At 55.9% G+C, this 12816-nt stretch carries 9 protein-coding genes, 1 tRNA gene and 1 pseudogene; 1 reads left to right on the forward strand and 10 read right to left on the reverse strand.

All coding sequences use genetic code 11. The annotated features are described in order from the left end of the window. Nucleotides 1-254 precede the first annotated feature (254 nt). Both rpoC and rpoB read right to left on the reverse strand, forming a co-directional pair. The gene (rpoC, locus tag HHJ16_RS09710; RefSeq protein WP_293642458.1) at nucleotides 255-4469 is read right to left on the reverse strand and encodes a DNA-directed RNA polymerase subunit beta'; all 4215 of its coding nucleotides are present in this window, start codon (nucleotides 4467-4469) and stop codon (nucleotides 255-257) included. A 28-nt stretch (nucleotides 4470-4497) separates the two neighbouring features. Next, the gene (gene rpoB, locus HHJ16_RS09715) at nucleotides 4498-8610 is read right to left on the reverse strand and encodes a DNA-directed RNA polymerase subunit beta (protein ID WP_293642460.1); all 4113 of its coding nucleotides are present in this window, start codon (nucleotides 8608-8610) and stop codon (nucleotides 4498-4500) included. On the opposite strand from rpoB, the gene HHJ16_RS09720 reads away from it, so the two are divergent. Further along, nucleotides 8609-8869, forward strand: a complete 261-nt coding sequence (locus HHJ16_RS09720; protein ID WP_293642462.1) for a hypothetical protein — start codon at nucleotides 8609-8611, stop codon at nucleotides 8867-8869. The genes rpoB and HHJ16_RS09720 overlap by 2 nt on opposite strands. A 92-nt stretch (nucleotides 8870-8961) precedes the next feature. On the opposite strand, the gene rplL is transcribed toward HHJ16_RS09720, so the two are convergent. From rplL to HHJ16_RS09760, 8 genes and pseudogenes are all read right to left on the reverse strand, one after another. Continuing rightward, entirely contained in the window at nucleotides 8962-9336 is a 375-nt protein-coding gene (gene rplL / locus HHJ16_RS09725) for a 50S ribosomal protein L7/L12 (RefSeq protein ID WP_293642464.1), read from the reverse strand. Between the two features lie 28 nt (nucleotides 9337-9364). Next, the gene (rplJ, locus tag HHJ16_RS09730; RefSeq protein ID WP_293642465.1) at nucleotides 9365-9904 is read right to left on the reverse strand and encodes a 50S ribosomal protein L10; all 540 of its coding nucleotides are present in this window, start codon (nucleotides 9902-9904) and stop codon (nucleotides 9365-9367) included. A 268-nt stretch (nucleotides 9905-10172) separates the two neighbouring features. Next, a complete protein-coding gene (rplA, locus tag HHJ16_RS09735; protein WP_293642466.1) occupies nucleotides 10173-10868 on the reverse strand; it encodes a 50S ribosomal protein L1 in 696 nt (231 codons plus the stop codon). Beyond that, on the reverse strand, nucleotides 10865-11299 hold the full coding sequence (gene rplK, locus HHJ16_RS09740) for a 50S ribosomal protein L11 (RefSeq protein ID WP_293642467.1): 435 nt from the start codon (nucleotides 11297-11299) through the stop codon (nucleotides 10865-10867). The genes rplA and rplK overlap by 4 nt, the downstream gene beginning before the upstream one ends. 179 nt (nucleotides 11300-11478) lie before the next feature. Further along, complete coding sequence (nusG, locus tag HHJ16_RS09745; protein WP_293642472.1) at nucleotides 11479-12006, reverse strand: transcription termination/antitermination protein NusG; 528 nt, start codon at nucleotides 12004-12006, stop codon at nucleotides 11479-11481. A gap of 68 nt (nucleotides 12007-12074) precedes the next feature. Continuing rightward, the gene (gene secE / locus HHJ16_RS09750) at nucleotides 12075-12458 is read right to left on the reverse strand and encodes a preprotein translocase subunit SecE (RefSeq protein ID WP_293642468.1); all 384 of its coding nucleotides are present in this window, start codon (nucleotides 12456-12458) and stop codon (nucleotides 12075-12077) included. A gap of 133 nt (nucleotides 12459-12591) precedes the next feature. After that, nucleotides 12592-12667: transfer RNA gene (locus tag HHJ16_RS09755), tRNA-Trp, on the reverse strand. A 30-nt stretch (nucleotides 12668-12697) separates the two neighbouring features. Next, nucleotides 12698-12816, reverse strand: a pseudogene (locus tag HHJ16_RS09760) (elongation factor Tu); the annotation flags it as partial.

A 12816-nucleotide genomic window follows, 5' to 3' on the forward strand; every position in this document is an offset into this window, starting at 1 on the left:
ACGGTAGCTTTGCCCAGGGTTGCTGCGAGATTAACCGCTTTTTTGAAGCGTTTCGGCAAGTCGAATTGCATCCAACCTGCCGCTCATTATTGTTTTGACCGCTGGTTACGACACTACCGATTGCCCCAACGCTGCATTTTTTCAAAGTTTTCGGGCGAGACGAGGTTCATTTGGCGGCGCCTGAAGAAAAGCCCCACACCTTTGCGAGGTGGGGGGCTTGACGCTTTTAAGGCGGTGAAGAGTGGGCTGCTGGCTTACTCCGTCGCAGCACTCTCACCGGTGGTTTCCGCATGCATCGCCTCAAGCTCCGCCGCTTCGGTCTCGGCAATGGCGCGGCGCTCCGCGTCATCCATCAAGTCCTTGGCGTTGCGTGCTTTGTGATAAGCCATGCCGGTACCGGCAGGAATCAGACGGCCGACGATCACGTTTTCTTTCAGACCACGGAGCTCGTCGCGCTTGCCCATGATGGCAGCTTCGGTGAGCACGCGGGTGGTTTCCTGGAAGGAAGCCGCGGAAATAAACGAGTCGGTCGACAGCGACGCCTTGGTAATACCAAGCAGCAAGTTGCTAAAGGTGGCCGGGATCTTGTCGTTGGCACGCAGGGCGTCGTTGGCGTCCAACATGGCGGAACGCTCGACCTGTTCCCCGGCGATGTAGCTGGAATCGCCAACGTTTTCGACCACCACACGGCGCAGCATCTGGCGAACAATCACTTCGATGTGCTTGTCGTTGATCTTCACACCTTGCAGACGGTACACGTCCTGCACTTCGTCGACGATATAGCGGGCCAGCTCTGCCACACCCAGCAAGCGCAGGATGTCTTGCGGATCGGCGGGGCCGTCCACAATGGATTCGCCTTTGTTCACCACTTGGCCTTCGTGCACCAGGATGTTCTTTTCCTTCGGAACGAGGTCTTCCCAGACCTTGCCTTCGGGATCGGTAATTTGCAGGCGCACCTTGCCCTTGGTTTCTTTACCAAACGACACGGTCCCCGTCATCTCGGCCAGCGTGCCCTTGTCTTTCGGTGTGCGGGCTTCGAACAGTTCGGCCACTCGCGGCAAACCGCCGGTAATGTCCCGGGTCTTCTGGCCCTCAATCGGGATACGGGCCAGCACTTCGCCTGGGCCCACGTCCTGACCGTCGCGCACTTGGACCAGCGCGCCGATCTGGAAGCCAATCGTCACCGAGTGATCGGTGCCTGGAATCTTGACTTCATTGCCGGCGCCGTCAAGAAGTTTGACCTGAGGCCGGATCACCTTGGTCGCGCCGCGACGCTTGGGATCGATCACCACCAAGGTGGACAAACCGGTCACATCGTCGACCTGCTTCGCTACCGTGACGCCGTCTTCCACGTTCTCGAAAAGAACCTTACCGGCAAATTCGGTAATGATCGGGCGTGTCAGCGGATCCCAATTGGCCAGAATGGCGCCAGCCTTGATGGTCTGGTCAACCTTCACCGTGAGTGTCGCGCCGTAAGGCACCTTGTGACGCTCACGCTCACGACCATGCTCGTCCTGAATAACGATCTCGCCAGAACGGGCAATCACGACCAGATCGCCTTTGCCGTTGGTCACATAGCGCATCGGTGCGTTAAACCCGATCACACCATTCGACTTGGCTTCGACACTGGAGGCAATCGCGGCACGCGATGCGGCACCACCGATGTGGAAGGTCCGCATCGTCAGCTGCGTTCCGGGCTCACCAATCGACTGCGCGGCGATGATACCGACCGCTTCACCGATATTGATCAAGCCACCACGACCCAGGTCGCGACCATAGCACTTGGCGCACAGGCCGAAGCGGGTTTCGCAGGTCAGCGCAGTACGCACCTTGACTTCGTCCACGCCGGCAGCTTCGAGTTCCTCGATCAGGTCCTCGTCAAGCATGACGCCGGCTTTGGCCAGGACCGCCCGATTTTCAGGATGCAAGATGTCTTCTACCGCGGTGCGTCCGAGAATACGGTCACGCAGCGATTCGATGACTTCACCACCCTCGACGATGGCGCGCATCAGGGAGCCTTCTTGCGTGCCGCAGTCGTCTTCCGTCACCACCAGATCCTGCACCACGTCGCACAGGCGTCGTGTGAGGTAGCCAGAGTTCGCCGTTTTCAACGCCGTGTCGGCCAGACCTTTACGGGCGCCGTGGGTGGAGATGAAATACTCCAGCACATTCAGACCTTCGCGGAAGTTGGCGGTAATAGGCGTTTCGATGATGGAGCCATCCGGCTTGGCCATCAAACCGCGCATGCCAGCGACCTGCCGAATCTGCGCTGCAGAACCCCGGGCGCCGGAGTCGGCCATCATGTAGATGGAGTTGAAAGACTCCTGCTCGACCTGCTTGCCATGGCGATCGGTCACAAACTCTTTCGAGAGCTGGGCCATCATCACCTTGGAAACTTCGTCACCCGACTTGCCCCAGATGTCCACCACCTTGTTATAGCGCTCGCCCGCAGTCACCAGACCGGAGACATATTGCTGCTCGATCTCTTTGACTTCTTTCTGAGCGTGGGCAATGATGTTGTGCTTCTCTTTGGGCACCAGCATGTCTTCGATGCAGATCGAAATGCCGGCTTTAGTCGCCAGTCGGAAGCCCGACTGCAGCAGCTTGTCCGCAAACACAACGGTCTCTTTCAGGCCGCACTTGCGGAAAGACACATTGATGAGCTTGGAAATTTCCTTCTTCTTCAACGCCTTGTTGATGTTGGAAAAAGGCAGTCCCTTGGGCAGGATTTCGGACAGCAGTGCACGGCCGCCCGTGGTTTCCCACAGTTTGGTCGAGGGCACAAACTCGGCGGTTTCCTTGTCCTTGATCCACTCGGTCAGGCGCACGCTGATACGGGCATTCAAGTCAAGCTCGCCCGCGTCGAAGGCGCGGCGCACTTCGCCGGTGTCGGAAAAGATCAGCCCTTCGCCCTTGCCATTGGTGCGGTCCCGGGTCGTGTAATACAAGCCGAGCACCACGTCTTGCGACGGAACGATGGAGGGCTCGCCGTTAGCAGGGAACAAAATGTTGTTCGATGCCAGCATCAGGGTGCGGCATTCCATCTGCGCCTCCACTGACAGCGGCACGTGCACAGCCATCTGGTCACCGTCGAAGTCGGCGTTAAAGGCAGAACAAACCAGCGGGTGCAGCTGAATTGCCTTGCCTTCGATCAGAATCGGCTCAAAAGCCTGGATACCGAGCCGGTGCAGCGTGGGCGCACGGTTCAGCATCACAGGATGCTCTTTGATGACCTCTTCCAGAATGTCCCAGACGACCGCCGTACCGGATTCGACTTCCTTCTTCGCCGCCTTGATGGTGGTGGCAATCCCGCGCACTTCCAACTGGGCAAAGATGAAGGGTTTGAACAACTCCAGCGCCATCAGCTTCGGCAAACCGCATTGGTGCAGTTTGAGCGTCGGACCCACGGTAATCACGGAACGACCGGAATAGTCGACGCGTTTGCCCAGCAAGTTCTGGCGGAAACGGCCTGACTTGCCTTTGATCATGTCGGCCAGCGATTTGAGCGCGCGCTTGTTGGCGCCGGTCATGGCTTTGCCGCGGCGGCCGTTGTCGAGCAACGAGTCCACCGCCTCTTGCAGCATGCGCTTTTCGTTGCGGGCAATGATTTCGGGCGCTTTCAATTCCAGCAAACGGCGCAGACGGCTGTTGCGGTTGATGACGCGGCGATACAGATCGTTCAGGTCGGAGGTCGCAAAGCGGCCGCCGTCCAGCGGCACCAGCGGACGCAGATCCGGCGGCAGCACGGGCAGCACGTCCAGCACCATCCAGCCGGGCTTGATACCGGACTTCTTGAATCCTTCCATCAATTTCAAGCGCTTGGCGTTTTTCTTGATCTTGATTTCAGAACCGGTCAGGTCGTTGCGCAGCTTGTCGATTTCAACATCGATATCCAAGCCTTCGAGCAAGTCCTTGATGCCCTCGGCACCCATCTTGGCGGTGTACTCGTCGCCGTATTCCTTGCGCTTGGCGTCGTAATCGTCTTCCGACATGATGCTGAACTTCTTCAGCGGGGTCATGCCAGGATCGGTCACAACGTAAGCTTCGAAATACAACACGCGTTCGATGTCGCGCAGCGTCATGTCGAGTACCAAGCCTAAACGCGACGGCAGCGACTTCAGAAACCAGATGTGCGCGCAGGGGGCGGCCAGGTCAATGTGACCCATGCGCTCACGGCGGACCTTGGTTTGCGTAACTTCAACGCCGCACTTCTCGCAGATGACACCGCGGTGCTTGAGGCGTTTGTACTTACCGCACAGGCATTCGTAGTCCTTGATAGGGCCAAAAATCTTGGCGCAAAAGAGACCATCGCGCTCGGGCTTGAAAGTCCGGTAGTTAATGGTTTCAGGCTTCTTGACTTCACCGAAAGACCACGAACGGATCTTCTCTGGTGAGGCCATGCCGATCTTGATGGCATCGAAATGCTCATCCGGCGTGAATTGCTTGAACAGGTCGAGTAATGATTTCATTGTGTTAAATCCTTTTCTTGTCCGCTGTTTAGCTGCGTTCGAGTTCCATGTCGATACCGAGCGAGCGAATTTCCTTCACCAGCACGTTAAACGACTCGGGCATCCCTGCGGTAATCGCATGCTCGCCCTTGACAATGCTTTCGTAAACCTTGGTCCGGCCCTGCACGTCGTCTGACTTGACAGTGAGCATTTCCTGCAGCGTGTAGGCGGCACCGTAAGCTTCCAGTGCCCAGACTTCCATCTCGCCGAAACGCTGGCCACCAAATTGCGCTTTACCGCCAAGAGGCTGCTGGGTAACCAGCGAGTAAGGCCCGGTTGAGCGCGCGTGCATTTTGTCGTCTACCAAGTGGTGCAGTTTCAGGAAGTGCATGTACCCCACGGTGGTCGTCCGCTCGAACGCGTCTCCTGTGCGCCCGTCATACAGCTGTGCCTGGGTCCGGGTCGCGGTCAATCCCTTGGCCTCGGCGATATCGGCAGGGTAAGCCAGTTGCAGCATCGTCATGATGTCCTCTTCCGTCGCGCCATCGAACACAGGCGTTGCGAAAGGCACGCCGGTTGTCAGGTTGCGAGCCATCTCAAGGATGTCGGTATCCGACAGATTGGCCAAGTCTTCGGAACGACCCGATTTGTTATAGATCGTGTCCATGAACTTGCGCAGTTCGGCGACTTTGGACTCGGCTTGCAGCATGTCCCCAATGCGCCGTCCAAGGCCCTTTGCAGCCCAGCCCAAATGGACCTCGAGCACCTGCCCCACGTTCATGCGGGAAGGCACGCCGAGCGGATTCAGCACGATGTCGCATGGCGTGCCGTCGGCCATATGAGGCATATCTTCAATCGGAACGATCTTGGAGACCACGCCCTTGTTACCGTGACGGCCCGCCATTTTGTCGCCGGGTTGCAGACGGCGTTTGACAGCCAGGTACACCTTGACCATCTTGAGAACACCGGATGGCAACTCGTCGCCTTGCGTGAGTTTCTTGCGCTTTTCTTCGAAAGCCAGGTCAAAGCTGTGACGCGTTTGCTCCATCGAGTTCTTGATGCTCTCAAGCTGTGCCGCCACGTCATCATCCGCAGGGCGAATGTCAAACCAGTGGAACTTCTCAACGTCGGCCAGATAGGCTTTGTCGATCTTGCTGCCTTTGGAGAGCTTTTTCGGTCCACCGTTGGCCACCTTGCCAGTGAGAAGCTTTTCGATACGATCAAACGCGTCGGCTTCCACAATCCGAAGCTGGTCGTTCAGGTCGAGCCGGAAACGTTTCAGTTCGTCGTCGATGATCTGCTGCGCGCGCTTGTCACGCACGATGCCTTCACGGGTGAAAACCTGCACGTCGATCACGGTACCTTGGGAACCCTGGCTCACACGCAGCGAGGTGTCTTTCACATCGCTGGCTTTTTCGCCGAAGATGGCACGCAACAGCTTTTCTTCTGGCGTCAACGTGGTCTCGCCTTTTGGCGTGACCTTGCCTACCAGCGTGTCGCCCGGCTGAACTTCGGCACCGACATAAATGATGCCAGATTCGTCCAGACGGTTGAGTTGTTGTTCGGACAGGTTTGGAATATCCCTGGTGATCTCTTCGGAGCCCAGCTTGGTGTCGCGCGCCATGACAACGAGTTCTTCGATATGAATCGAGGTGTAGCGGTCTTCGGACACTACGCGCTCGGAAATCAGAATCGAATCTTCGAAGTTGTAGCCGTTCCAAGGCATGAACCCGATCAGCATATTTTGGCCAATCGCGATTTCGCCGAGGTCGGTCGATGCGCCGTCAGCAATCACGTCACCCTTTGCCAGCTTGTCGCCCATCTTGACGATGGGACGTTGATGGATATTGGTGTTCTGATTGGACCGCTGGTATTTGATCAGGTTGTAAATATCCACCCCGACCTCGCCCGCCAGTGCCTCTGCGTCATTCACGCGCACCACGATACGCGTTGCATCAACGTAGTCCACGACCCCGCCACGGGTGGCAGTCACCACCGTCCCGGAATCCACAGCAGCGACGCGCTCGATGCCGGTACCCACCAGCGGCTTTTCTGGTCGCAGTACAGGCACTGCTTGGCGGGACATATTCGCGCCCATCAGCGCCCGGTTGGCATCGTCGTGCTCAAGAAAAGGCACGAGAGAAGCCGCTACCGAAACAATTTGCGCCGGTGATACATCCATGTACTGGATACGCTCGGCACCGACCAGCACGGACTCTCCGTTTTCACGGGCAGACACCAAATCGCCCGTTAGCGTGCCGTCCTTGTCTAACGCCGCGTTGGCCTGCGCAATCACGTACTTGCCTTCTTCAATGGCTGACAAGTAGTCGATCTGGTGGGTAACCTTGCTGTCCATCACACGACGGTACGGCGTTTCAATGAACCCGTATTCGTTGAGGCGAGCGTACAAGGCCAGCGAGTTGATCAAACCGATATTCGGACCTTCAGGCGTTTCGATCGGACAGACACGACCGTAATGGGTCACGTGCACGTCACGCACTTCAAAGCCTGCACGTTCGCGGGTCAAACCACCGGGGCCAAGGGCAGAAACACGACGCTTGTGGGTGATTTCCGCCAGCGGGTTGGTCTGGTCCATGAACTGCGACAGTTGCGAAGCGCCAAAGAACTCTTTAAGAGCCGCCGAAATTGGTTTGCTGTTGATCAGGTCATGCGGCATCAGAGGCTCTTGCTCGGCCTGCCCCAGGCGCTCTTTCACAGCCTTCTCGATACGCGCCAGCCCGGTGCGGTACTGGTTTTCAGCGAGTTCGCCGACACAACGCACGCGGCGATTGCCGAGGTGGTCGATGTCATCGACCTGACCGTTGCCGTTACGCAAGTCGACCAGGATCTTGACCACCGCGAGGATGTCCTCGTTGGTCATGACCATGGGCCCGGTGGAGGTCTCCCGACCCACGCGGGCATTAAATTTCATGCGACCGACCCGGGACAGATCGTAGGTGTCCGGGTTGTAAAACAGGCGCTGAAACAGCGCTTGAACGGCGTCTTCCGTTGGCGGCTCGCCAGGGCGCATCATGCGGTAGATGGCCACACGCGCTGCAAAGTCGTCCGCCGTTTCATCGGCACGCAGGGTTTGTGAGATGTAAGCGCCCTGATCAAGTTCGTTGGTGTACAGAACCTGCAGATCCTGCACGCCGGACACGCGCAACTTTTTCAGCAGCGCTTCAGTCAACTCATCGTTGGCCTTGGCAATGATCTCGCCAGTCTCGGCGTCCACAATATTCTTGGCGACAACACGGCCCACCAGAAAATCCTCTGGCACGCTGATGCTGGTGGTGCCGCTTTGCTCAAGTTCGCGGGTGTGGCGAACCGTGATGCGCTTGTCTTTCGCCACCACGACTTTACCGGCTTTGTCGGTAATATCGAAGCGGGCGACCTCACCCCGCATACGCTCGGCAACAAATTCCAACTGAGCCCCACTGTCCATCAAGCGGAAGTTGTCGAACACAAAGAAATTGGCCAGGATGGATTCCGGGTTCAGTCCGATCGCCTTCAGCAGAATCGTAACCGGCATCTTGCGGCGACGGTCAACACGGAAGTACAGCACGTCCTTTGGGTCGAACTCGAAATCGAGCCAGGAACCACGGTAAGGAATGATGCGAGCTGAAAACAGCAGTTTGCCAGAGCTATGGGTTTTGCCCTTGTCGTGCTCAAAAAACACGCCGGGCGAGCGGTGCAGCTGGGACACGATCACGCGCTCGGTCCCGTTGATCACGAAAGAACCTTTGTCGGTCATGAGCGGCACTTCGCCCATGTAGACCTCCTGCTCTTTAACTTCCTTGACAACCTTGGACTGCGACGTGGAGGACTCGCGGTCATAAATGATTAGCTGAACTTTGGCACGTACCGCCGAAGCGAACGTCAGACCACGGGTCTGGCATTCACGCACGTCGAATGCCGGCTTGGCCAAGTTGTACTCGATGAATTTCATCTCCACAAAACCGTTGTGCGAGACGATAGGAAAAGCGTTTTCAAACGCCGCCTGTAAACCCTCGACGGTGCGCTTCTTCGGCGCACGATCAGCTTGCAGGAACGCCGTGTAGGCATCTTTCTGCATTTGCAGCAAGTAGGGAACAGGCAACACGCTTTCGCGGTTGCCGAAGCTTTTGCGGATGCGTTTACGTTCAGTATAAGAATAGGCCATGAGTTCTCCGCGTTTATGGGCTCTGGTGACTCTCGTGCCCGAATACACCACGTATTCAGGCAGGCTTGGTGGTTGGCCACTACCAACCATGGCGGACGGTGACGCATTGCACGTCACCCGAACCAAGGCATTTTCTGCAGTCGGGGTCAGAAAATACTGGAAAAAAGACTGTGACAATCTTTTTTCCAGTATTTCCAAACAATATCAAATATCAAAAAAAGGAAGCTGCTTTCTCTTTAGTGCTGCTAAGTGCCCGTAACAAGAGCTTATCTGCAGACTTTGCGGTGCGCTCCTTGAAACACGAAAGGCTGGAAGCCCGATAAGGTCTTCCAGCCTTCGCAAACACAAGGATTACTTGAGTTCGACTTTCGCACCAGCTTCCTCAAGCTTCTTCTTGGCCGCTTCTGCGTCAGCTTTTGGAGCGCCTTCCTTAACGTTCTTCGGCGCGCCATCCACCAAGTCTTTGGCTTCTTTGAGGCCCAGACCGGTGAGTTCGCGAACTGCCTTGATGACCGACACTTTGTTCGGGCCAACTTCGAGCAGCACGACATTGAAGTCGGTCTTCTCTTCAACCGCCGCAGCACCAGCGCCGCCACCAGCAGCGGGAGCGGCCATGGCGGCTGCGCTCACACCAAATTTCTCTTCGATGGCTTTCACCAGATCGTTGAGTTCGAGGACCGTCATGCTATCCAGCGCGGTCAAAAATGCGTCTTTATCGAATGCCATTTTGATTTCCTAAAAAGTTGGGTACAAGTTACGCCGCTGCGGCTTCGACAATCGGCTCTAAGGCCTCTGCCGAACCGTCGCCGCCACCTTTTTTCGCTGCCAGCGCGGCTAACACCACGGCAGTACGCGACATCGGCGACATCAGCAAGCCACACAACATAGCCAACAACACGTCCTTGGAAGGAATGCTTGCCAGTTGCTTCACGCCGTTCACGTCCAGGGGTTTGCCACCGAATGCACCACCGCGAATCACCAACTTGTCATTGGTTTTCGCGAAGTCAGCAACTACTTTCGCAGCCGCTACAGCATCTGTGGAAAAACCGTAGATCAACGGACCGGTCATCTGGTCGGATACGACTTCGAATGCGCTACCAACCACGGCACGGCGAGCCAGGGTGTTCTTTAGAACACTCAGGGTCACGCCTTTGTCGCGGGCTTGGCTGCGCAGCTTGGTCATGTCAGCGACCGTGATGCCACGGTATTCCGCCATCACGAGCGTTTGAGCTTTTGCGGCGAGTCCGGTCACTTCATCAATGACTGCTTGTTTCTCACTGCGATTGAGACTCAAGGTCTACTCCTTAAAAATGTGTCGTCAAGTTTCAGCTTTCGCTGCTACCGTTCTACACGCTCATATTCAGCGACCAACTGTTTCAGATTCTTTTAAAAACCATCTGCAGCGGGACCGCCATCTGCGTTGGCTGTCTTTCGATTAAGTGCTTAGCTCAAACCTGTTTCATTCGAGCTGGCACGCCAACGGTCTTGGATGACCTGCCGGAGTTAAACCCCGACAGCCCACCACATTGGATAGCTCTTGCAAGCCATCCAAATTTTTACAATCACGCCGCGATGGTTTGCGTGTCGACGCGCACGCCCACACCCATCGTTGACGAAACTGCTACTTTCTTCAAATACACCCCTTTGGTCGTAGCGGGCTTGGCTTTGATCAGCGCATCAATCAATGCGGCCAGATTACCTTGCAGCTTGGCAGTTTCAAACGAACGACGACCAATGGTGCTGTGCACGATACCGGCCTTGTCGACGCGGAACTGGACCTGGCCAGCCTTGGCGTTTTTAACAGCGGTCGCCACATCGGGTGTCACGGTGCCGACCTTGGGGTTGGGCATCAGACCACGTGGGCCCAGAATCTGACCCAAGGTACCCACAATCCGCATGGCATCAGGAGACGCTATAACGACGTCGAAATCCATCTTGCCTGCTTTGATGTCGGCAGCCAGATCATCCATACCGACGATATCGGCGCCGGCGGCTTTAGCTTCCTCGGCTTTGGCACCCTGTGCAAACACCGCAACGCGCTTCACTTTGCCGGTACCGTTGGGCAACACGACAGCGCCACGTACGACCTGGTCAGATTTCTTGGCGTCAATACCGAGTTGCACGGCCACATCGATGGACTCATCGAATTTGGCGACGGCGAACTCTTTTACAAGCCCCAACGCATCAGGCAACGCGTACAACTTGTTGCTGTCGATTTTATCGCCGACAGCTTTTTGGCGTTTGGTCAGCTTGCTCATACAACCCCTTCTACAGTCACACCCATGGAACGGGCAGAACCGGCAATAGTACGAACTGCAGCGTCGAGATCGGCAGCAGTCATATCTTTCATTTTTGTTTTAGCTATTTCTTCCAGCTGAGCGCGGGTAATCTTGCCAACCTTGACGGATTGCGGCGTGGCGGAGCCCTTGTCGAGCTTGATGGCTTTCTTGATCAGCGTGACAGCCGGAGGCGTCTTGATGATGAAGGTAAAGCTTTTGTCGGCGTAGGCGGTGATCACCACAGGCAGCGGCAGACCGGGCTCAACACCCTGGGTCTGGGCATTGAATGCCTTGCAGAACTCCATGATGTTCAAGCCGCGCTGACCCAGTGCCGGACCGATTGGGGGCGATGGATTAGCTTTGCCAGCTGGCACTTGCAGCTTGACGAAACCGACGATTTTTTTCGCCATACTTTTCTCCTTGCGGGTTGTAACGCCTGGCACTGTTTGAAAACAGTCTCAGGCTCCCCGGGGTTAAACAACTCAATAATGATTCAAGCGAATCATCCGCGCCGAGTTGAAAAGCGCGAAATTTTTCCAAAGGTCAGGTGTCTAGCCTGCCGACAATCACCCTACAAAAGCAGGACGACTTAAGTTTTTTCGATCTGACTGAACTCGAGTTCTACCGGCGTAGCACGTCCGAAAATCGTGACCGACACGCGCACTCTGTTTTTGTCGTAGTTGACTTCTTCCACGGTACCGTTGAAGTCGGTGAATGGGCCATCCTTGACCCGGACATACTCACCCGTTTCAAATTCAACCTTGTGGCGTGGCTTTTCGGTGCCTACCTGCATCTGGCTCACGATTTTCTGGACGTCTTCGTCGGAAATCGGAGCAGGGCGATTCTTGGCGCCACCGACAAATCCTGTGACCTTGTTGGTGTGCTTGACCAAATGCCAGGTTTCGTCATCCATGACCATCTCAACCAGCACATAACCCGGAAAGAAACGGCGCTCCGTTGTCTTCTTCTGACCGTTCTTGATCTCGACCACCTCTTCAGTGGGCACCAGAAAACGGCCGAACTTGGACTGCATGCCGGCACGGTTGATGCGCTCGACAATATTGCGCTCGGCCGCTTTTTCCATGCCGGAATAAGCATGCACGACATACCACTGCATGCCGGGAGTCGGCGTGAGGGATGTACCTGCCGCAACTTCACTGACTACAGCGTCATTTAGATCGGTCATTATTTCTTCCATCCCAGGATCAGATCGTAAAACACCCACTCGAGGGTCTTATCGGTGAGCCACAAAAACAACGCCATCACCACCACAAAAGCAAACACGTAGGCCGTCATTTGCATCGTCTCTTTACGGGAAGGCCAGACAACTTTTTTGACCTCGCGCCAGGAGTCTCGCCCGAAAGACAAAAACTGCTTACCCACTTCCGAGGACAGAAAAACGACCACAGCCGCCACCAATCCGCCAACCAGGGTGCTCCACTGGGCAATCTGGCCCTGCCTGCTCATCAGGTAAAAACCTGCAAGGGAAGCCAGAACCAGCACGACTGCTAAACCGAGCTTAGCTTTATCGGCATTGGTACTAACGGTTTCAACTTGAGAAGAGGCCATGATTACCGGATTTCCTGTTCAATCTTCATTCGTCTCTTAAGACGCCTAAACCCACCCGGAGCTTTTGACTCCCGGTAGGCCTGCTTTCATCTCTTTAAACCACCTGCGGCATCGATAACTATCAAAACCCGGGTGGCAGGGGCAGAAGGAATCGAACCATCAACCTTCGGTTTTGGAGACCGACGCTCTGCCAATTGAGCTATACCCCTGCATCAAATCACTAATCACTTCAACAATAATCAGGCGATGATTTTGGCGACAACGCCAGCACCAACGGTTTTTCCGCCTTCGCGAATAGCGAAGCGCAGGCCTTCTTCCATGGCAATCGGGTTGATCAGCTTGACGGTGATCGACACGT

It is taken from the genome of Polaromonas sp. (assembly GCF_012927485.1).
Lineage (GTDB): Bacteria > Pseudomonadota > Gammaproteobacteria > Burkholderiales > Burkholderiaceae_C > Polaromonas.

Excerpts from the sequence above, each read along its gene's own strand:
- rpoC (WP_293642458.1), bottom strand. The coding sequence starts at position 4,469 with ATGAAATCATTACTCGACCTGTTCAAGCAATTCACGCCGGATGAGCAT.
- HHJ16_RS09720 (WP_293642462.1), top strand. The coding sequence starts at position 8,609 with ATGAGTTCTCCGCGTTTATGGGCTCTGGTGACTCTCGTGCCCGAATAC.
- rpoB (WP_293642460.1), bottom strand. The coding sequence starts at position 8,610 with ATGGCCTATTCTTATACTGAACGTAAACGCATCCGCAAAAGCTTCGGC.
- rplL (WP_293642464.1), bottom strand. The coding sequence starts at position 9,336 with ATGGCATTCGATAAAGACGCATTTTTGACCGCGCTGGATAGCATGACG.
- rplA (WP_293642466.1), bottom strand. The coding sequence starts at position 10,868 with ATGAGCAAGCTGACCAAACGCCAAAAAGCTGTCGGCGATAAAATCGAC.
- rplK (WP_293642467.1), bottom strand. The coding sequence starts at position 11,299 with ATGGCGAAAAAAATCGTCGGTTTCGTCAAGCTGCAAGTGCCAGCTGGC.
- nusG (WP_293642472.1), bottom strand. The coding sequence starts at position 12,006 with ATGCAGTGGTATGTCGTGCATGCTTATTCCGGCATGGAAAAAGCGGCC.
- secE (WP_293642468.1), bottom strand. The coding sequence starts at position 12,458 with ATGGCCTCTTCTCAAGTTGAAACCGTTAGTACCAATGCCGATAAAGCT.